Below are 20,474 nucleotides of genomic sequence, written 5' to 3' on the forward strand. Positions count from 1 at the left end.
AGACATGACGCAACAGACCTTCAAAACCGAGGGCGCAAAGATCACAGCTTATTTGGACGGGCCGCTTTGGGAGGGTGCCCCCGCCGCCACGGTTGGCGGGTTTAGTTGCACATCCGTTGACGCAGGGGTGGAGGTTCTTGAGCAAGCCTTGGCCTATATTCGCGCCAGCGGGCCGCGGCGGGTTTTGGGGCCAATGGAGCGGGATACGTGGCATAGTTATCGCGCTGTCACGCAATCAGATGACAGCCCCGCGTTTTTGCTAGAACCCGCAGCACAACCTCTGGTGCTTGAGGTGTTGCAGGCGACGGGTTTCACGGAAATCAGCAGCTATTTTTCGGCCCGCGTCCCGCTTTCACAAACCGCGCAAACGCCCCCCCCAACGACTGAAGATTTCACGATTGAAGCTTGGAACGGCAAAAATCCCGAAGGACTTTTCGAGCAGGTTTTTACCCTGTCTACCCAAGCCTTTGCGAAAAACGCGTTCTATAAACCCATAACCCACGAGGCGTTCATGGCGATGTATATGCCCATCGTACCCTTGTTGAAACAAGAACTAATCTTCTTTGCCCGCAGGCCGGATCAATCTTTGGCTGGGTTCCTATTTGGCACCCCGAATTATGCAGAAGGGCCAAACCCAACCAGCGCTATTCTCAAGACCTATGCCAGCCTATCGAAAGGCGCGGGCCAACATCTGGCTTATGCTTTTCACACTGCGGCGAAGAAGGCCGGATACACCAGCGCGATCCACGCCTTGATCCACGATGATAACTTGTCTGCATTGCGCAGCGCTTCTGAAGGGGCGGACATCTTTCGACGCTATGGTTTGTTTGGGCTGAAGTTGGATGACTAACCTCCTTGATGATTTTGCCGCCGCGGTTGCCAAACATCCTGACAGGGTTGCAATCGTCGACGGTAAAGGACGCGAAGTAACATTCGCTCAACTCAAGGAGCGCGCCGACGGTTTTGCGCGCACGTGGCATGCACGCGGTATTCGTCGGGGCGATAAAGTCCTGTTGGCGATGTCGGTTGACGCCGACCTCTACGCCGCACTTGCGGCCCTTTGGAGCCTTGGGGCAACGGCGGTTTTACCCGAACCTGTGATGGGTCTTACGGGATTGCGCCATGCGGCACGCGCCACAAATATCAGCGCATTTTGCAGCTCTGGACTGTATGGGCTTTTGAAATGGATCACCCCCGCATTATGGGCGCGGCGTCATCTAAGGCCACATGGTATCAAGTGGGCGGATTTCGATCTTCACACGCCCGATGACTCGGATATCGCGCTCATCTCATTTACGTCAGGAACCACGGGCGCGCCAAAAGCTATTCCCCGCAGCCACGCGTTTTTGTCAGCGCAACATCGGGCCATTGCCCCTTTGTTGCAAAGCGCTCAGGATGAGCGTGACATCGTCGCGTTTCCTGTTTTTGTGCTGATCAATATAGCAAGTGGGCGGACGTCGATTTTGCCCAATTGGAAAATGTCCCACCTTGATCAACTGACGCCAGAGCAACTTGCAGCTTGGATCGCAAGCCAAAACATAACGCGGGCCTTGCTGCCGCCATCGCTTTGCGAAAAATTGACACAAGCGAATATTCCGGCTTCACTACACACTGTCTTTACGGGGGGTGGACCCGTCTTTCCCGATGCTCTGGATCGTCTGACTACGTCGAAACCCGATCTGAAAATTGTATGCGTCTATGGTTCGACCGAAGCGGAGCCCATCGCTCATCTTGACGCCGCCGACATCTCCTCCGACGATCGTACCGCGATGGCCAAGGGACGCGGACTTCTCGTGGGGCGTCCCGTGGAGGACATTCGCCTGCGCATAATAGATTATGAGATTCAAGTTGCGGGCGACCACGTCAACAGTGGCTACCTAGATCCCCGCCAAAATGTGGAAAACAAGGTTCAAGAAGGGGCGACGATTTGGCATCGCACCGGTGACGCGGGGTATTTGGATGATCGGGGGCGTCTTTGGCTCTTGGGGCGGATGGGCTCGCAAGTTTTCCTAGCGGGCCGTGCGACTTTTCCATTCTCGGTTGAAGTCGCGGTGCGCCAATGGGATGGCGTGGACCAATGCGCGCTCATGTCCGTGGAAAACGAAAGCTACCTCGTGATTGAGGGGGATCCGCGCCATGAAACGATTTGGCAAAAACGGGCCACAGAGTTCGATATTGATCGAGTTGTACGGGTCGCCAAGATGCCGATGGACAAACGACACGCCTCCAAGATTGATCGAAACGCACTGCAGAAAATGATCGCTTCCTGACAATGTGCACGGCCGCCCTACATACCTATCCTACTTTAAATTGTGGCCGTTTCCTTGTGTCTAAGAGAAAAGATTTGCGCCGAGAAAATCCATCTTTCGCTCTCGTCGGATGTGAAGGCTGCCCACCGTCCACGCGTCTATTCTCAACGGCCTCACTTAGCCGGCCGCAGCGGGCCCCTTTGAAGCAAAGTCGTAAGGTTGCTCGCCTAGCGTGGCGCCAGTTTGATGCGGACTAATGGGCCGTGTCATTGTCCTTGTCGTGCCTCGGTCGAATTTGTCGCACAGTACCTCCATCGTCTTTCCAACGGTCGATAGGAACCTCGCGCGTCGAGGACGATGTCTCTATTGCGAAATGGTCTTTGGGTTCAAATAAATGTGGGAAGAGCTCTTCAAAGTCAGCTTTACAAATCATCATTGGTTTGTCCCTTTCAGGTTGATTTTCTCTTTCATTTTCGTTCGGATGGGGTGCGTCCTTTAAGTACAAGGGCGCGCCCTTTTTGGTCTGCTTCTCATTACGCAGCTTGCCGCAAAGTGTTTTGATCTTCCACACGCGCGATTTGCTTTGGCGCAAATGGAACCATGCCGAGTTCACGTTCTTCAATGCCATCAACGACGCGCTCAATGTCGTAGCGGAAAATGCCGATATCTCTGAGCAGGCGGTCATCCATTGCCTGCAATACCGCGATCATTTTGCGCCGCTTCCAGCTTCGGATGGCCGAACGCAACCAACGCCGCAAGACCCCGCCCCGAACGGGTGCCCTGTGAGGGTGTACGACCGCTGCGTTCATACGATGTGTTAAGTGATTCCGGTTCAATATATAGGGATGCATGTCATCCTCCAAGTATAAGGTTGCTGAAGCCATGACGCCGAATTTTGCCGCACCCAAATTTCAGACAACGGTTATTCGCGATTTGAAATTGGACTGTGCAAAGACGGGCGTCTTCGAAATAAGATCAAAGTGATCTGTATGAACCCCGAGGCGGAAAGCGGCACAAATGGCGCGCCCCCCTCGGGGTTATCAGCGGTTCGGTTGTTTACCTGCAAAAAGCAGGAACCTCATATCAACGTTATACATCATTACTCTAATATGGGGGGCCTGACCGAGCGCTTCAAGACGGATGGGGGCGGAGATTATCTTTTTAAGCAGGCATGTTTGCTTCTGGGCCATTTGGGTAACAAGACGCTTAAGACGCCAATATTTTCCCGTCAGGATTGACTATTGAGGCGTCGATACATAGCTATAGAGGCATGTTGGAACACGCAGATCATTATCGATTTCTACTGCTGAACCGCCCGTAACCCCGGGCGGTCAAGGTGCGTTCGCACCTTCCATACCTTCCGGGGTCTCCTCACATTCCTAAAACGTGAACGCGGCGAAATCTCGCCCGAGGAGGTGGTATGAAAAGTCTCGTCCAAGCCGAACAGTCCAGTAATCAATGCCACTCTATTTTGCGGGCCCTCCGGAATATTCCGTCTCCTTTGCCCGAGGCGGATTATCAGAAACGACAAGCGCACCTTGAAGATTGCGCACGTGCCATGCGCTTGAGTTCGCAACTGCCTTTGTCCTGGCGAATAAGTTGATGAACACGCGGCCTTTAGCCGATGTCTATTTCTCTGATTTGGTGATCGTCGTCACACATTCGGCCTAGGCCATCACATAATTTACAAAAGGAGTATCCCTTATGTCACTCACCGTCCAACCCCTAAAAAGAGCGACCAAAGCTAACCCAAGAGTCATCATTAATGCAGAAGAGCTTGCGCATTTGGAAGGCCTCGCTGACGGCATAATGAAGCGTAATCCGGCATTGGCTGACCGCATGCTCGAAGAGCTTTCCCGCGCGCGCATTGTGGCTCCCGCAAAGGTGCCTAAAAATGTCGTGACCATGGGCAGTACCGTGAGGTATCGCGACGAAATGACGGGCCAAGAAAAAACGGTGACGCTGGTATATCCGGAAAACGCCGATATCGCACAGCTTCGGGTCTCGGTGATGACGCCAATCGGTGTCGCCCTATTGGGACTGGCAGAAGGCGCAAGCTTTTATTGGGATACCCGAGATAATCAGCGCCGTATGTTGACGATTATCACGGTCGAGCAACCTGCGGCGATAAATTAAACATTGCGTATTGAGGGTAAGGCGCCTTGAGTGGTTCGTACCAATTACCTGACCATTACATGAGTATAATATGCCGATGCGCATCCCTAACGAGAAGGCTGCGCATCTACACACAAGGTAACAGCAGATACGGCGCTGGAAACAGCCGACGCTGCCAACGAAAGGGTTTGCTATGAAGGTTGTTGTTATGGGCGCGGGCGTCATCGGCGTTACCACTGCGTATTATCTGGCCAAACAAGGTGCCGAGGTCGTGGTGATTGATCGTCAGACAGGTCCGGGGCTGGAGACCAGCTATGCCAACGCGGGCCAGCTAAGCTATGGTATGACTTCGCCTTGGGCCGCTCCTGGCATTCCGATGAAAGCCGTCAAATGGATGTTTATGAAGCGCCGCCCGCTGTTCATCTGGCCATTGATCAGCCCGACCATGTGGAAATGGTGCGTGCAGATGGTCGGCAATTGCAACGAGGAAAGCTATCGCATAAACAAGGGGCGCATGGTGCGTGTCTCTAGCTATTCGCGCGATGTTATGCCCGATTTGATCGCGGAAACTGGAGTCGAATACGATGGTCGCGCGCAGGGCACTTTGCAATTGTTCCGCACAGCCAAACAGATGAAGGGATCCAAGGCCGATCAGGATATTCTGGCGGAATACGGATCGCCCTATGAGGTGCTTGGCCGCGACGCCTGTATCGAGGTAGAGCCTGCTCTGGCCGAGGTGCGCAACAAATTCGTCGGTGGACTGCGCCTGACGGCTGACCGCACTGGCGATTGTCGCATGTTCACGATTGCGCTGACCGAAAAATGCATCGAAATGGGGGTGGAGTTTCAATATGGTCAGGCGATTAAATCCATCGCTGTTGAAGACGGCAAAATTGCTGGCGTGGATACGGAAATCGCGGGGCGCATCACGGGCGACGCTTATGTCTGTGCCATGGGCAGCTATGCTGTGAATGTACTAAATCCGATTGGAATCAAGCTGCCCGTCTATCCGGTCAAGGGGTATTCCGTCACGCTCCCTGTCACCGATGATGCCTTTGCTCCCCAATCCACGATCATGGATGAAACCCACAAGGTCGCGATCACCCGTTTGGGCGACCGCATTCGCGTGGCAGGGCAGGCCGAGATTGCGGGGTATTCCAACCGCCTTGGGCCACACGCCACCGATACGGTGAAACACGTCATCGGTGATTTGTTCCCCAAAGGTGGCGATATTTCGCGTGCCGAAGGATGGACAGGTCTGCGCCCTATGACACCAGATGGCACACCGGTTCTTGGGCCAACCCAATACGATAATTTGTTCCTGAATACTGGCCATGGCACTTTGGGGTGGACGATGGCCTGTGGCTCAAGTCGTGCCGTAGCTGATGTGGTCCTAGGGAAAACGCCCGAGATTTCCATGAAGGGGCTGACTGCGGCGCGTTACGCGCGTTAGGCGGCGCGGGTGCCGCTTAATGTGGATCATCCAATGAGCCGTGAATTGCGAATTGCTCAAGCCCCGCCGCCTGTGCTTCGATCACGCGGTAGCTTTCCCGCACGCCTGCTTCGGTTAGGTCGCGCGCGACGGTGAGCAATGTGTTGGGGTCATGCTCATCGCACAAATCCGTCATCTGTGACAACTCTTCCAGCGCGACATTGCGGGCGGCCTCAAGGGAGGGCGCGCCGTAGATGTCGACGAAATGCTGCGCCAATAAATCGGCCAGCGCGTCGCGTTCGGCGGGTTCTATTTGGGTCACGGCCACGAAACTGACGCGGCCAAAGGTTTCGCACCCCATCCAGCCGTTGGCAAAGGCCTGCCGTGCTTTTCCCGTCAGGTCCGCCTCGGACCAGTTGGAGAATTCAAAGCCGCCTGAAATGCACCATTCGCCGGTACGTGCAGGGTTGTGAAAAACGCGTGTGTCGCTTTCGTCAAAATGGATGGCGCGGGCAAGTTTCATGCGGGCTCCGTAAGCAGATCGGTGAGGGGAAATAGGCGGGTTTCGCCTTCGGTTTTTAACAGGAGGCCAAGGTTTTCATCAATGCCGATGAAAGTTCCGCGATGCTCCGAAATGGTCATGTCGGTATCGAGTCCCTGCGCCAAGCCAAGCCAGTTGCGATGCAGGCGCGCAGGCCCGTCATCGGCCCAAGTGTTTATTTCGACAAGCGTGTGCCGCACCCATGCTTCCAGCAATGTCACAGCATCGACCTCGCCACAGCCCTCCGCGTACAGAGCGGTGGCATCGGGCGTTAGGCCCGTGTCATCAGAAGGCGGCCAAAGATCTAGGGAGATACCGATGACCAACCAGTCGGGGAGCGCGTTAGGATCACGGCTTGATGCCGCGATGCTTAACTTACCGCAAAGGCCGCCGTTCAAATAAATTTCGCCGCCCCATCCCAAATGCACGCCCACTTCTGGCGGGGCCAACGCCCCAAGTGCATTTTGAAATCCAACGCCACATAACGGCAGCATGCAAGCCGCGTCGCGCAGCGGCACTTCGGGGGCAAAAACGATTGCGGCCCGCAGCCGATCATAGGCTAGATCATAGGTGACCAATCCCGCGTCGCACACGTTTGACGCCTCGTCACAAGCCAGTACAAAGGGGCAGGTGCCTTTGGCATCCAAGCCGGAGAACAGCGGAGGGAACACGGGCGGTGTCATGCGTGGCCAAGTTCAATCAACTGTTTTGCAACGGCGCGAAACCCTGCAGCTTGGGGGCTGTCGGGTTTGGAGACGACGATCGGCGCGCCCCCATCTGCGGCCAGTCGGATATCAAGGTGTAGCGGAATTTCGGCCAACAGGGGTACGCCCAGTTTGGCGGCTTCTGCCTTCACGCCGCCATGACCAAAGACATGTTCCTCGTGACCACATTGCGTACAGATATGCGTGGACATGTTCTCGATCATCCCGATGATGGGCGTGCCGAGTTGGTTGAACATATCAATGCCCTTGCGCGCATCCAAAAGCGCCACATCCTGCGGGGTGGACACAATGATCGCCCCGTTAAGTTGTGCTTTTTGAGCCAGTGTCATTTGTACATCGCCCGTGCCAGGGGGCAGATCAACGATCAACACATCTAGCGCGCCCCACTGCACCTGTGTCAGCATTTGCTGCAACGCCCCCATCAGCATCGGGCCGCGCCAAACAACGGCTTGGTCTTCATTTGTCATCAGTCCGAGGGACATCATCGTCACGCCGAAATTGCGCATCGGCAGGATCGTTTTGCCATCTGGCGACGAGGGCCGCCCCGACACGCCGAGCATGCGTGGTTGCGATGGGCCGTAGACATCGGCATCGAGCAGGCCAACACGCCGCCCTTCCGCCGCCAGAGCACAGGCGAGGTTGGATGCGACCGTGGATTTCCCTACGCCGCCCTTGCCTGAGGCCACGGCAACAATCCGATCTACTCCGGGTATTTTTTGCGGCCCTGCGGGTTCTGCGGGGCGGCTCAATTTAAGGTCGGGAGGCGCGGCAGGTGCGCTGTGGGCCGTCATTACGACAGACAGTTTTTCAACACCGGGCAGGGCTTTAATCTTGGCCTCAGCCTCCTCCTTGACCTTACCATACGTTGCCGCATGGTTGCCGCTGACTTCCAGCACAAAGCGCACGGCACCGCCCTCGACGGTTAGCGCCTTGATCAATCCAGCATCAACAAGCGACGCGCCACTGACCGGATCGGTCAATGTTTTCAGCGCGGCCAGCACATCCTCGCGAGCGAGTGTCATATCCGGATCAACCCTTGATCGTGCCGGTTACGACGTGTTCTAAATCCACGCCATCAATGGTCAGGACTACGCGCGCCTCGAATTGCTTGCCCTCGGTTCCGCCCGCTTTGCGAAACGCTTCTTCGATGGCCTGTTGCGAGGTCACACCGACCTGCTTGAGAAATTTACGCATGGACATGTTGAGATCTTCGCTCATTTTCGTCTCCTATTCGGATTTAGTGATCTTTGCGTTTTGACAGGTAGTCGTCCGTCGTGCGTACACGTGGGCGTTCTTTGCCCGCGAAGGGATTGTCTTGAGAATGGAATTGGGCTTGAACGCGGCAATTGTCGCACATTTGGATCATTCGCGCGGTCGCGGGATTGGCGAACATTGCGTGGTTTCCAGCAAGTTTTTCCATTATCTTTTCGACGGTGGATTTGACACCAAAAAGGTTGCCGCATTCAACACAGGCGAAAGGCTCTTCCTCGTTCAGCACCACTTGCGCTAGGGCCGTGTCGGTGAGGTTGATTTGCGGTTGCAGGGTGATGGCCTTTTCGGGGCAAACATTGGTGCACAGCCCGCATTGCAAGCAGGCATCCTCCTGAAAACGCAGTTGCGGCATATCGGGGTTGTCGACCAATGCGCCAGAGGGGCACAGTGAAACACAGGCCAAGCAGAGGGTGCAGGCATCCGTGTCGACGATCACCGCGCCGTAAGGTGCGTGCTCGGGCAGGGGGGCGACTTGGACGTCAACCATGAGGGCTTTGGCTGCGAGGCGGGTAATTTGGCGTCGCGACCCTTGGGCAAGGATGGGGTTTTCCACACGTATAGGTGTCGCCGCGCGATCATGAAGTTGCTCGGACAATTCGTCGGGATCGGCAATATCAAGCAGTCGCAGCGAGTCTCCCGCGCCCATGGCCATGGCCAGTTCAGATTGGGCCGCTAGCACGGCGCGGTCGCTTTTTGGAGCAAGCAAAATGTCGACACCCGCAAAGCCGCTGGCCAGAGCGGCAAGCATCTCGGCGTGGCCGAACATGGCAAGGGCGTCGATCTCCATGGGAATGACCTGTGCGGGCAGGCCGTTGCCAAACCGCGCGGCCAATCGGATCATTTCGGCCCCGTGGGCGTCATGTATCAGCAGCACGCCGTCTGTGCCGCCCGCCTTGCGATAGGCCGAAGCCAACGTGCCGACGCGGCGGAAGACGAAATCAACTGGCGGCGTATCATAGCTGATCGCGCCCGAAGGGCAGACCGCAGAACACGCGCCACACCCTGCGCAAATCATTGGGTCGATGCTTACATGCTCTCCCGCCGAGAGGATCGCACCCGTGGGACATACATTTAGACAGTTCGAGCAGGCAGGCTTTTGCGCGCGCGAATGGGCGCAGAGCGAAGTCTCTAGCCGGATATGCAGCGGTTTTTCAAAGGTGCCGATCATATGGCTGGTGGCGAGGATGGCATCGGCCACAGCAGGAAGGCTTGCGGGGTCGGCGCGGACATATCCGTCGCGCTTTTCATGGGCCGAAAACAGCGGGGTGTCGCCCGTTAGGTCGAGAATTAGATCACATTCAGATTGCGCGCCATCGCGCGGTTCTGTCAGTAAAGGGGCGCCACGGCCACCTGGCAAAACCTGTTGGAACCCGTCAATCGAAACGCGGAATTGCCCGAGTGTTCCCTTCGCATGGCGCAATTTCCCAACGTGGGCGTCATAGGTGTCCGTCACGGGCATATCTGAAGCTTCGGCTACTAATACGGTGACTGTCAAAATATCCGCGAGCTTCTCTGCGGCAGCAAACGCAACCTCTGGTGCTCCGATAATCAGGCAGATCCCTTCGGATACAACATCCACCGTTTTAGGGGATGGTTGCGGTAAAAGGGCGTCCGCCACCAATGCCGCCATCTTGGCAGAGGTGTCGCCAAGGTCGGACGTCCAGCCCGCGCGGTCGCGGATATCAACGAACGCGGGAACGGGCGCGTCAAGATCTTCAGCAAGCGCGGCGAAACGGGGGGCTTCTTGCTGGCAGGCAATCACCACGTCTCCGGTTTTGATGGCTTTGGCCGCGAGGTCGAGCTGGGATTGGCAGAGCGATGTATGCATCCGCGAACATTCCAGCCCTGTTGCCGTACTTAAGGCAGATGCATCAATAGTTTGTGTGCCAAGGCAATCACAGATCAGCAGTGTTTTTTTCATTTTGCCCCCTTAAGCTTGCAACGGTAGATTGGAACGGCAGTGGATGAAAGAGGCTCCGTCACAATTCTGATCCGAATTCTACTTTGGACCCCATAATTGACAGAGAAATCGGACCGAGAAGCGAAACGATGAAGATGCCATCTTTAAATTATTTCAATAATTCAGTATACTGTGGTTAAACAATGATGTTGTCCAGCCAGCGGAGGAGCCAGCTTGTCGTTCGTCTTTCCTAATTCTCAATCCATCCCGCTTGGGGTTGTGATCCGTAAATCACCCGGCGTGACCCGCTGGGCGAAGTGGGCATGGCGTGCGGTTGGTGTTTTGCCCGGTGCTGGGCCTGCGGAATGGACGGTTTTGCGCCAAGAGGGGGACGTGACAGAGTTTCATGCGGGGACGGTACCGCTCAATTTATATGTTTCCGATACCGAAGCCTATGTGCACGAATTACAGACCCGCGCGCCGTCTATCTATGTTGTCCTGAGTCCAGATACCACTTTGCCGGATTTACCGTGGAAGGTGATGTTAGCGACCGCTTCGCCTTATGAAGCGCAGGATTATTGCGACTCAGCTGAGGTCCAAGTCGAAAAAATTGTGATGCCAGAGGGTATGTTGGCTTGGGTCGCGGATTTCGTAAATAGCCACCACGAGGAAGAAGCTTTTGTCAAACGCAAGCGTCGAGACTGGCGCGAAGACGAAAAGGAGGATGGTATCGGTGATCCGCGGATTTCGCAGGACAGCGATGTGTATCGCGCGCCTCGGGGTCGCAAGGCAGGGATGAAATGACACGCACACCAACCTTCTGGGGCCAGCGCCGCGCTGCGGTCAAAGCCGAAGAAATCGCCATCGCCGATGCCGAAAAAGCCGCGCAGGAAGCCGCGTATCAGCAAACCCTTGCGGAGAAAAGTGACGAGGAGATTCTGCAAGAGCTGGACCTGCCTGATCCAGAAACGCTGAAGTTAGGCGATGATTTTGCCGCGTTTATGGCGCAGGCCGTACCTGAGCATCTGCGCAAACGTGCCCTGCGCAAGTTGTGGCGGAGCAATCCGGTTTTGGCCTGTGTGGACGGGCTTAATGATTACGATGATGATTATCTGACGGGCAGTTTTGGCAATGCGCCGATCACCACGAGTTATCAAGTGGGCAAAGGCTTACTTTCGCATGTTCTCGAGATGGCGAAGCCGGACGAAGTTGAAGCCTCTGAGCAGACCACCCTCGACAAAGTGGAAATTTTGGCCGAAGATATACAGCAAGAGGATTTGGTGGCTGACGCTGGGACGGATGTTTTGGCGGAAGATGTTGAAGAACCAGAGTTTTCACCACCACGCAGAATGGTTTTTAGTTTCGACGGGAGCGACGCATGACAGCGGTTCAAGCACAAGTCAAAATTGCCGAAGAAGATCGTCTGCGCGCGGACCTTTACAACTATCTCGGCGTTTTGCTTGCTGGGCCACCGGATGAGCTATTGTTGGCGCAAACTGCCGGTTTGACGGGGGATTCCTCACCATTAGGGCAGGCGATCAGTGGCCTTGCACGGGTCGCAAAAGTCACCAAACCCAAATCCGCACTGAGCGAGTATAACGCCCTTTTTATCGGTTTGGGACGGGGCGAACTCTTGCCCTATGCCAGCTACTATATGACCGGATTTCTGAACGAAAAGCCGCTCGCCAATCTGCGCGCTGACATGGCCGCACAGGGAATCACGCGCTCACAGGATACGTTTGAGCCGGAAGACAGCATCGCGTCGTTGATGGAAATGATGGGCGGTATGATCGTTGGGCGCTTTGGCGATGTGGCTCCTTTGGAGCAGCAGAAGGATTTCTTTAACAAACACATTGGTCCATGGGCCACACATTTTTATACGGATCTACAGGGGGCAAAGACATCGGTTCTTTACGCTTCTGTCGGGGCCGTTGGCGCAGAATTCCTGAAAATTGAGCGGGAAGCGTTTAGGATGATGATAGGCTGAACGCCTGTCCCCTCATACGCAACATCGAAGACAACGGGAGAAGGAAACATTTTATGGCTGATACAAAAGCAGAGACAACCCGCCGGAATTTTCTGAAGGTAGCAAGTGCCGCCGTTCCAGGAGTGGTGGCGGTTGCCGCGGGTACCCAAGCAGAGGCTGCAGCTCCTGCGCCGGTCGACCTGTCATCGGACGTGATGCAAGACACAGAACATACGCGTGCTTATCTTGAAAGCACCCGTTTCTAAGATACCTCGCCCCGACTTACTGTGTCAGGGCACCGAAATTTTATGGCTACCAAGGCTGAGGCAACGCAGTAGTAGGGAGAACGACCATGCTCAGAAGAAAGACCAATGGCATTGCACGCGGGTCGGCACGACCCGCAGTGGCACAGGCCAAATCCACCTCCGTTGACCGCCGCTCGTTTTTGCGCGGCTCGGGACTTGTGATCGGCGGACTTGCCGCTGTTGCCGCAACTGGCGGAACTGTTTCAAAAGCCACCGCGCAAACTGCCTTGGACCGCACGGTCGAGATCAAAAAATCCATTTGCACCCATTGCTCGGTTGGATGCACGGTTATTGCCGAGGTTGATAATGGCGTCTGGACGGGGCAGGAACCCGGCTTTGACAGCCCGTTCAACTTGGGGGCGCATTGCGCCAAGGGTGCTTCGGTGCGCGAACATGCCCATGGTGAGCGTCGTTTGAAATACCCGATGAAAAAAGAAAACGGCGAATGGGTAAAAATAAGTTGGGAAACTGCGATCAACGAGATCGGCGATGGCATGATGAAAATCCGCGAAGAAAGCGGACCGGATTCGGTTTATTGGCTAGGCTCTGCGAAGCACAGCAACGAGCAGGCCTATTTGTTCCGCAAATTTGCCGCTTATTGGGGCACTAATAACGTCGACCATCAGGCGCGGATTTGCCACTCGACCACTGTGGCGGGTGTGGCGAATACATGGGGCTATGGCGCCATGACCAACAGCTACAACGACATTCACAATTCCAAAGCGATTTTCCTCATTGGTGCAAACCCCGCCGAGGCCCATCCGGTTTCCTTGCTGCATTTGCTAAAAGCCAAAGAAGAAAACAACGCGCCACTGATCGTTTGCGATCCGCGCTTTACCCGCACGGCGGCACATGCCGACGAATACGTGCGCTTCCGTCCCGGTTCGGACGTGGCGTTGGTGTGGGGCATTCTGTGGCATATCTTTGAGAACAAATGGGAAGATACCGAGTTTATCCGCACCCGTGTTTGGGGCATGGACCAGATCCGCGATGAAGTGAAGCAATGGAACCCAGAAGAAGTAGAACGAGTCACCGGCGCGCCTGGGGAACAGTTAGAGCGCGTGGCGCGTACACTGGCGAACAACCGTCCCGGCACTGTGATCTGGTGCATGGGTGGCACCCAGCACAGCAACGGGAATAACAACACCCGCGCTTATTGCATCCTGCAACTGGCGCTTGGAAATATGGGTGTCGCAGGCGGGGGAACTAATATTTTCCGTGGCCATGACAACGTGCAAGGCGCCACCGACCTTGGCGTCCTAGCCGATACTTTGCCGGGATATTACGGCCTGTCCGACGGCTCTTGGGCGCATTGGGCGCGTGTATGGGACGAAGATCTTGACTGGCTCAAGGGGCAATTTTCCGATGCGAGCTTTGGCGATACCAAGATGATGAATCTGACCGGGATTCCGGTCAGCCGTTGGATTGACGGGGTGCTAGAGGATAAGGCCAACCTTGATCAGCCCGATAATACCCGCGCCATGGTTCTTTGGGGCCATGCACCAAACTCGCAGACCCGCATGAAAGAGATGAAAACCGCGATGGAGCGCCTCGAGATGCTCGTTGTGATCGATCCTTATCCGACGGTTTCTGCTGTGATGCAGGATCGCACAGATGGGGTTTACCTTCTCCCCGCCGCAACACAGTTCGAAACTCGCGGTTCTGTCACGGCGTCGAACCGGTCACTGCAATGGCGCGAGCAGGTTATGGACCCATTGTTTGAGTCGCTGCCCGACCACACAATCCTCGCCAAGTTTGCCGAGAAATTCGGTTTCCATGAACGGATGTTCCGCAACATCGCGATTGACGAGGGCGGTGAGCCGAATGTCGAAGACCTGACCCGCGAGTTTAATCGTGGCATGTGGACCGTCGGTTATACGGGGCAAAGTCCCGAGCGGTTGAAAATGCACATGGAAAATCAGCACACCTTTGACCGCACGACGTTGCGCGCCATTGGCGGACCTGCGGATGGCGATTTTTACGGGTTGCCATGGCCTTGCTGGGGCACACCGGAAATGAATCATCCCGGAACGGCCATTCTGTATGACATGTCGATCCCTGTGGCGGAGGGCGGCCTGACCTTCCGCGCCCGCTTTGGTGTGGAGCGTGAAGGTGATAACCTGCTGGCCGAGGGCGTTTATTCCAAAGGGTCAGAGATTAAGGACGGCTATCCCGAATTTACGGTGCAGATGCTGCGTGATCTGGGATGGGAAAATGACCTTACCGATGTCGAAAAAGCCAGTATCAACGGCGTTGCCGGATATCCCGATGGGGCGCCCTTAACGGCGGAGCCTGCGGATGATGGTGGCTCTAACAATGCTGAAGAAGTGGGCGAGACATCGCAGCAAAGCGATATTCCGTCAGACTTCCTAGCCAAAACAGGCGGCGTGAATTGGAAGACCGACCTGTCGGGAGGCATTCAACGGGTTGCGATTGCCCATGGTTGTGCGCCCTTCGGGAACGCCAAGGCCCGCGCTGTGGTCTGGACTTTCCCTGATCCAGTCCCCCTTCACCGCGAACCCCTTTATACCAACCGCCGTGATCTCGTGGTCGATTATCCGACCTACGAGGACAAGAAGTTCTGGCGGGTACCAACGATGTACCGCTCGATTCAGGAAAATGATTTCTCGCAAGAATATCCGATTATCCTGACCTCCGGTCGCTTGGTTGAATACGAAGGTGGGGGCGACGAAACCCGCTCCAATCCATGGCTTGCCGAATTGCAGCAGGACATGTTCGTCGAGATCAACATACGCGACGCCAATGATCTTGGTGTGCGTGACGGCGCACAGGTCTGGGTCGAAGGCCCAGAGGGTGGCAAGGTTAAAGTTATGGCTATGGTCACAGAACGCGTGGGGACGGGCGTGGCGTTCATGCCCTTCCACTTTGGCGGCCATTTTGAGGGGAGGGACTTGCGGGATAAATACCCCGAAGGCGCAGACCCCTATGTATTGGGCGAGTCGGCCAACACGGCGCAAACCTATGGCTATGACAGCGTAACCCAGATGCAAGAGACCAAAGCGACTCTTTGCAAAATCTGGTCGGCATAAAGGGAGACAGATCATGGCTAGAGCAAAATTTCTCTGCGACGCCGAACGGTGCATCGAATGTAACGCCTGCGTTACGGCTTGTAAAAACGAGCACGAGGTTCCGTGGGGCATTAACCGCCGCAAGGTGGTAACGATCAATGACGGTAAACCGGGAGAGCGATCAATCTCGGTTGCGTGTATGCATTGCTCGGACGCGCCTTGCATGGCGGTGTGCCCTGTGGATTGTTTTTACCAAACCGAAGACGGCATCGTTCTGCACTCCAAAGACCTGTGCATCGGGTGTGGCTATTGCTTCTATGCGTGCCCCTTTGGTGCGCCGCAATATCCACAGGCGGGCAATTTCGGGTCGCGTGGCAAAATGGACAAATGCACTTTCTGTGCCGGTGGACCGGAAGAAAACCACTCGTCCGCCGAGTTCTCCAAGTATGGACGCAATCGGATCGCAGAAGGCAAACTGCCACTCTGCGCCGAGATGTGTTCCACCAAAGCCCTGCTCGCAGGGGACGGTGATACCGTTGCTACCATTTACCGCGAACGTATCGTTTCGCGCGGATTTGGCGCTGGGGCTTGGGGCTGGGGTACGGCTTACGGTCTAAAGGGCGGTTGATTTTCGCCCTCCCTTTGCGATGCAAAATGGGCGGTCTGTGACGGACCGCCTTTCTTTTACGACACTGTAAAGGTCCACTCTGATGTTTCGTCTTTTCGCTGTTTTTTTCTTGCTGTGCAGTCTGCTTTCTCCGGCTGTAGCGCAACAAGCTGCTGATACGCCGCGCGCGGAAACGGGCGGCGCACAGACGCTTAACGATATTCTCCTCCGGCAAAATGCGCAAAAAGTGGACGACGAATTCCGCCGCTCGGCTGTTGGCGATCCGGACGCTGCCGCGCAAATCACCGCGCCGCTTGGCACGCTTGGTGGCCAATCTGATCCGGAACTGTGGCGGGCGCTGCGGTATAACACGGCCGATGTGCAGACCCAATCACGCGGGCCCGCAGCAACAACGTTGATCCAAGATGGCGGCATGTGGTGGTTGGAGTTTCGCCAAGGCCCACTTTTGACCTATGGCGCTGGGCTGCTTGGGGGCACTTTGGTGCTTCTGGCGTTATTCTACCTCATCCGCGGGCGTATTCGTATCGAAGGTGAAAAAACGGGCCGCACGATCACGCGTTTCGGTGGCGTTGAGCGGTTCGGCCATTGGCTTTTGGCGAGTTCGTTTCTTATTCTTGGCGCGACGGGCTTGATATCGCTGTTCGGGCGCAAAGTGTTGATACCGACCTTCGGCCACGAAGCCTTCTCGACCGTCGCCATCGGCACTAAGTGGGTGCATAACAATATTTCTTGGGCGTTCATCGTGGCGCTTATTATTATCTTTGTTTTCTGGGTTGGGCACAATTTGCCCGATCGAACCGATCTGTTCTGGCTGAAGAAAGGCGGCGGTATCTTTGGCGGAGGTCACCCGCCAGCCAAGAAGTTTAACGCAGGTCAAAAGCTAATATTCTGGTCTGTGATCGTCTTGGGGTCGTCGATTTCGGTGTCGGGACTCTCTTTGCTGTTCCCGTTTGAATTCCATATGTTCGGGGCAACGTTTGCAAAGCTGAACGCTTGGGGCGTGACGGGATGGTTTGGATTTGACCCGCTGCCATATCCGTTGGCGCCGCAGGAAGAGATGCAATATGCCCAGTTGTGGCATGCAATTGTGAGCCTCGTTTTAACCGCCATAATCTTTGCGCACATCTATATCGGGTCTGTTGGTATGGAAGGTGCTTTTGACGCTATGGGCAGTGGTGAAGTCGAGGAACAATGGGCGCGGGAACACCATAGTCTTTGGGTTGAAGACGTTCGAAAAGCCGAAATGCAGCAAAGCAAGGACGCGTAAGATGAAGGCATTTTTGTTAGCATTGTTTATGTTGGTGGTGATCACAATTGGTGCGAACCGGGTACTGGTTATGAGCGGTTTTTCATCAGAGGCAACCTCGGTGTCATCCGGAAATGTTAGGCTAGGTGAGGGCGCTGCCGGAGGAAACTAGCCGATTTCGTTGCAGTTGATTGCTACAAAATACGCCATTTTCCACACCTCCGCTTTGCCAAACCAAGGCATTGCTGTGGTCACGCCGTTTGTCTCAAGTGACGCTGCAATCGTTGCGAAGGCCGTGGACGAAATCGCCAAGGAATTCTCGCAGTTTGAAAAAGAGCTCGCAGCTGAAAATCAAGTCTATTTGCCGACAGGCGTTGCTCACGCTCATATCAAATTTTCTCGATAGCTAGTTTTATCCGTTGCCGATCTTGGAGGCAAAAAGGTTGCGACTTCTGGATGCAATCTTCGTTGCCTCGAAGGAATTGAAGGCGCCGCGGGCGTTCAAGGCGGATTGCCCACCTTTTATCACATGGTGCAAACGGGCGCGACTGAAGCGGCAATGTTGTGGCCAGAAGCGGCGCTGACTCACAACATGGTTGAGGTTGCACCCAATATGCTCAAGGCTGTCCTTGGGGCAGTAAACTCGAAAATATTGACATTCAATGCGGCGTTTTTTTGCTCATCTCCATGGCCGGATGCCGGGCTTCCAAATCAACTCGAAGAAGCTCTGCCCACGAAGGACATGTCGTTCTTTCAGATCCTGGTCATCTCTGTGACTCTTAAGCCGGTCCTGATCTTATTGATCTAGTCCCCCATCCTCTCCCCTTTAAGTCTACACTAATTAGGAATTCCGATGATGGACGTTTCAAGCTATACCATAACCCAAGCCTTTGTGGATTATTGCGCCAAGGATACCGGTACGCATTTATCAAGGAAACGGAACAGACCCAAAAGAGTGGATACGCGGTCCCAATTTCTGATGGATGCTGGGAAAATTTCGGACAATGAGTACAGCGAGTTTGATTTATTTCTGATGCCACAGGTCTGTCTTCGCTGCTGGATATGATTGGTTCGCAACATGAAAGTACCTCGGAGCGTGCTTGGCCCCTTCGACATTTTGGGGCTCCCGAAGTCCCTGTTGGCGGCGACCCTAAAAAGGACAACGGCGGCGCAAACAGTGTTGTTGAGGGTAGAATAACAACGCCCGACGCAATCCCGAGCGAAGGGGCCGTGCTTGACCTGGGGCAGGCCGCCGATAACGGGCTATATTCTGGTCAAGATGAGAGCCAGCCCGAGTATAACTTTGGGGTTCCAGGAAAGTAGGGGCCGAAAGTCGCTAGGCGCTGACATTTACTCTGTTCGCTTTGCGGTGTTTGTGTGTGCGAAAACTTGGTGACGGTTTGTAATGCACCATAATGGCAAAAGGCTTGGCTGGCCGCGTGCCAATGAAATGCGCCATCGAATTTAGCCACTCAAGGCGCGCCAGTGCCACTGTGGAAACGACAGGCAGGGTCCAAAGGTTTCGCATCATTGGCTTTTTCGGACGCAAGGAACCATGCGACATCCGCGAGTAGGGACTTGCGGGTCTCTGGGAACATCGCGTCGATTTCTTCTTTCGTTGCAGGAAGGGATTTTGCCAGTTCAGAATCGTCGCGCGGCCATTTGCCGAAGCTCATGATGGCATTTGGGATTTTGTTGTGAGGGCCACTTTGACAGAAAATCAGGGGTTCTTCCTGAAGGTCGTGGTGAAAAGTTCAAGCGGCGATTTGGTGCCGCCCTCAAGGTCTTCCTGTGTATCGAGTTCGCTGTTGGGAATGGAAACGGTAACATAGCCACTCGCCGTTCCCGTCACGGGAACCGATGCAACGACCCCTGACTTTCCGGTTCGCTTGGCATTGCTGTTTAGACGGGGTTTTTGCTCATCCTCTGCGATGAATTCCTGAAAATGCGCGCTGCTTGAAACGTCAAAAGGCTCGGATCGGTTGGAGCACTCGACATATCCTGAGGGGGCACATATTCGGCGAAGGAAAACCGACCTTGGGATTCCGCATCAAAACGGCAGAGCACGCCTGCGCATCGCCAATAATATCGGAAACCGCCGCAGTGAGAGCCTTTGCCGCGCCCAAGCCCCACCATGAATGCTTCGCGTTCTGACTGGGCATAGTAAGTGGTTCGTGCGTGAAGATTGAGGTTGCGTACCTCGGCCAACTCCCGTTGCAACACTTGTGTTTGATGGACGGCAATCAACCCGTGAGGGAGCAAGGCAACCGTCAAAGTCGCCGCTAATTGTACTGAACACGGCGGCATCCCCGTTTTCGGCGGCCGCTTTCGATGTCTGCGGTTTCTTGGTCATCTCGATCTCCTAATCGATAAGATGAACCAGAAATCCTCCCTTATTCAAATCCTCAAATCTATCCAGCAGGTGCTGACGTCAGATACCTCTTCGAAAACCCGCCTTAGGTTTTCGTCGATTTTGGTCTTAAGATCAGGTCGGATTGTTTTGAGTGCCACGTCTTACCAATTGGATATGTTGAAGTGGCAAAAAAAACTCGCGTACTCTGGAACAAACGCACGACTGGGACGTTTGTTCCATGAAAAGTTTAAGAACAGGGGAAAAGAATGTCCAACACTTCCCAAAAACCCCTGGAAATGTCCGATCTGATCAGGCAGCACTTGCCATATTTGCGGCGCGTTAACCGGATCGCAAACCGGTGGCGACATCTATGCAGCCTCGACCCTTGAGGCAGCTTTGGCCGATCCATCCTTTTTCGATGCGCCGCGCCTTGGGGGGAAAACCGCCTTGTTTCGTGTGTTTCACATACTTTGGTCAAGCATCGGGCAACCGATTGAAGATACTGCCAAAAACCTGCGCGCCAAGGCCCAGGTCTACCTCTCGCGGCTCTCCGCTAACACCCGCGAAGTCCTGCTTTTGTCGACCGTCGCGGACTTCAACACCAAGGATATTGGCGCGATCATGGATGTTTCTGAACAAGACGCCACAAGCCTGATTTTACTGGCCCATGATGAAATGCACCAGTCTGTGTTCGGTAAATGAAGCAATTGTCG

Annotated in this window: 22 protein-coding genes; 14 read left to right on the forward strand and 8 right to left on the reverse strand. The window is 54.9% G+C overall.

From position 1 onward, the window contains the following. The first annotated feature begins 4 nt into the window (after window positions 1-4). Together AB9F26_RS02960 and AB9F26_RS02965 are read left to right on the forward strand one after the other, a co-directional pair. Window positions 5-850 carry a hypothetical protein gene (locus AB9F26_RS02960; RefSeq protein ID WP_369767233.1) on the forward strand — a complete coding sequence of 282 codons (846 nt, stop codon included), beginning with the start codon at window positions 5-7 and terminating at the stop codon, window positions 848-850. Beyond that, window positions 843-2,270: an AMP-binding protein gene (locus AB9F26_RS02965; RefSeq protein ID WP_369767234.1), complete on the forward strand. Its 1,428-nt coding sequence runs from the start codon at window positions 843-845 to the stop codon at window positions 2,268-2,270. Before AB9F26_RS02960 ends, AB9F26_RS02965 begins: the two co-directional genes overlap by 8 nt. Before the next feature lie 512 nt (window positions 2,271-2,782). Here AB9F26_RS02965 and AB9F26_RS02970 read toward each other — a convergent pair. Continuing rightward, window positions 2,783-3,100 carry a DUF1127 domain-containing protein gene (locus AB9F26_RS02970; protein WP_369757444.1) on the reverse strand — a complete coding sequence of 106 codons (318 nt, stop codon included), beginning with the start codon at window positions 3,098-3,100 and terminating at the stop codon, window positions 2,783-2,785. A gap of 853 nt (window positions 3,101-3,953) precedes the next feature. Between AB9F26_RS02970 and rnk the strand changes: the two genes are divergently transcribed. Further along, window positions 3,954-4,385, forward strand: coding sequence for a nucleoside diphosphate kinase regulator (gene rnk, locus AB9F26_RS02975; RefSeq protein WP_335585986.1), 432 nt, complete (start codon window positions 3,954-3,956; stop codon window positions 4,383-4,385). 172 nt (window positions 4,386-4,557) lie between these two features. Continuing rightward, on the forward strand, window positions 4,558-5,817 hold the full coding sequence (locus tag AB9F26_RS02980; RefSeq protein ID WP_369767235.1) for a D-amino acid dehydrogenase: 1,260 nt from the start codon (window positions 4,558-4,560) through the stop codon (window positions 5,815-5,817). A gap of 16 nt (window positions 5,818-5,833) precedes the next feature. Here the strand turns inward: AB9F26_RS02980 and AB9F26_RS02985 are convergent, their stop codons facing one another. From AB9F26_RS02985 to AB9F26_RS03005, 5 genes are read right to left on the reverse strand one after another with little or no spacing between them, the layout of a single operon-like run. After that, a complete protein-coding gene (locus tag AB9F26_RS02985) occupies window positions 5,834-6,319 on the reverse strand; it encodes a DUF6505 family protein (protein WP_335585988.1) in 486 nt (161 codons plus the stop codon). Continuing rightward, on the reverse strand, window positions 6,316-7,020 hold the full coding sequence (locus AB9F26_RS02990; RefSeq protein ID WP_369767236.1) for a DUF4444 domain-containing protein: 705 nt from the start codon (window positions 7,018-7,020) through the stop codon (window positions 6,316-6,318). Before AB9F26_RS02990 ends, AB9F26_RS02985 begins: the two co-directional genes overlap by 4 nt. Further along, complete coding sequence (locus AB9F26_RS02995; RefSeq protein WP_369767237.1) at window positions 7,017-8,084, reverse strand: Mrp/NBP35 family ATP-binding protein; 1,068 nt, start codon at window positions 8,082-8,084, stop codon at window positions 7,017-7,019. Before AB9F26_RS02995 ends, AB9F26_RS02990 begins: the two co-directional genes overlap by 4 nt. A 7-nt stretch (window positions 8,085-8,091) precedes the next feature. Next, window positions 8,092-8,280 (reverse strand): DUF6494 family protein, encoded by a 189-nt coding sequence (locus AB9F26_RS03000; RefSeq protein ID WP_039003920.1) that lies wholly within the window; start codon window positions 8,278-8,280, stop codon window positions 8,092-8,094. A 19-nt stretch (window positions 8,281-8,299) separates the two neighbouring features. Beyond that, window positions 8,300-10,255 (reverse strand): 4Fe-4S binding protein, encoded by a 1,956-nt coding sequence (locus AB9F26_RS03005; RefSeq protein WP_369767238.1) that lies wholly within the window; start codon window positions 10,253-10,255, stop codon window positions 8,300-8,302. A 213-nt stretch (window positions 10,256-10,468) separates the two neighbouring features. Between AB9F26_RS03005 and AB9F26_RS03010 the strand changes: the two genes are divergently transcribed. From AB9F26_RS03010 to AB9F26_RS03040, 7 genes are all read left to right on the forward strand, one after another. Further along, window positions 10,469-11,038, forward strand: coding sequence for a DUF3305 domain-containing protein (locus AB9F26_RS03010; RefSeq protein ID WP_335585992.1), 570 nt, complete (start codon window positions 10,469-10,471; stop codon window positions 11,036-11,038). After that, window positions 11,035-11,616, forward strand: a complete 582-nt coding sequence (locus AB9F26_RS03015; protein WP_335585993.1) for a DUF3306 domain-containing protein — start codon at window positions 11,035-11,037, stop codon at window positions 11,614-11,616. Before AB9F26_RS03010 ends, AB9F26_RS03015 begins: the two co-directional genes overlap by 4 nt. After that, window positions 11,613-12,221: a molecular chaperone TorD family protein gene (locus AB9F26_RS03020; protein WP_335585994.1), complete on the forward strand. Its 609-nt coding sequence runs from the start codon at window positions 11,613-11,615 to the stop codon at window positions 12,219-12,221. The genes AB9F26_RS03015 and AB9F26_RS03020 overlap by 4 nt, the downstream gene beginning before the upstream one ends. Window positions 12,222-12,274: 53 nt before the next feature. Further along, window positions 12,275-12,466, forward strand: a complete 192-nt coding sequence (locus AB9F26_RS03025) for a twin-arginine translocation signal domain-containing protein (protein ID WP_039003916.1) — start codon at window positions 12,275-12,277, stop codon at window positions 12,464-12,466. 86 nt (window positions 12,467-12,552) lie between these two features. After that, window positions 12,553-15,555 (forward strand): formate dehydrogenase subunit alpha, encoded by a 3,003-nt coding sequence (locus tag AB9F26_RS03030; RefSeq protein WP_369767239.1) that lies wholly within the window; start codon window positions 12,553-12,555, stop codon window positions 15,553-15,555. Window positions 15,556-15,568: 13 nt separating this feature from the next. Beyond that, window positions 15,569-16,162: a formate dehydrogenase FDH3 subunit beta gene (fdh3B, locus tag AB9F26_RS03035; RefSeq protein WP_039003913.1), complete on the forward strand. Its 594-nt coding sequence runs from the start codon at window positions 15,569-15,571 to the stop codon at window positions 16,160-16,162. A gap of 82 nt (window positions 16,163-16,244) precedes the next feature. Then, window positions 16,245-17,429, forward strand: a complete 1,185-nt coding sequence (locus AB9F26_RS03040; RefSeq protein ID WP_369757445.1) for a formate dehydrogenase subunit gamma — start codon at window positions 16,245-16,247, stop codon at window positions 17,427-17,429. Window positions 17,430-17,576: 147 nt separating this feature from the next. Here the strand turns inward: AB9F26_RS03040 and AB9F26_RS03045 are convergent, their stop codons facing one another. Next, window positions 17,577-17,720, reverse strand: a complete 144-nt coding sequence (locus AB9F26_RS03045; RefSeq protein ID WP_335583672.1) for a hypothetical protein — start codon at window positions 17,718-17,720, stop codon at window positions 17,577-17,579. Between the two features lie 199 nt (window positions 17,721-17,919). Here AB9F26_RS03045 and AB9F26_RS03050 point away from each other — a divergent pair, with 199 nt between their 5' ends. Continuing rightward, complete coding sequence (locus AB9F26_RS03050) at window positions 17,920-18,216, forward strand: hypothetical protein (RefSeq protein WP_369755260.1); 297 nt, start codon at window positions 17,920-17,922, stop codon at window positions 18,214-18,216. A 254-nt stretch (window positions 18,217-18,470) separates the two neighbouring features. Next, window positions 18,471-18,731, forward strand: coding sequence for a hypothetical protein (locus tag AB9F26_RS03055; RefSeq protein WP_369767240.1), 261 nt, complete (start codon window positions 18,471-18,473; stop codon window positions 18,729-18,731). A 149-nt stretch (window positions 18,732-18,880) separates the two neighbouring features. Here AB9F26_RS03055 and AB9F26_RS03060 read toward each other — a convergent pair whose 3' ends face one another. Beyond that, entirely contained in the window at window positions 18,881-19,084 is a 204-nt protein-coding gene (locus tag AB9F26_RS03060) for a hypothetical protein (RefSeq protein ID WP_369767241.1), read from the reverse strand. Window positions 19,085-20,157: 1,073 nt separating this feature from the next. Between AB9F26_RS03060 and AB9F26_RS03065 the strand changes: the two genes are divergently transcribed. Next, complete coding sequence (locus tag AB9F26_RS03065; RefSeq protein WP_369767242.1) at window positions 20,158-20,463, forward strand: hypothetical protein; 306 nt, start codon at window positions 20,158-20,160, stop codon at window positions 20,461-20,463. Window positions 20,464-20,474 lie beyond the last annotated feature (11 nt).

This window comes from Falsihalocynthiibacter sp. BN13B15 (assembly GCF_041205415.1).
Lineage (GTDB): Bacteria > Pseudomonadota > Alphaproteobacteria > Rhodobacterales > Rhodobacteraceae > Falsihalocynthiibacter > Falsihalocynthiibacter arcticus.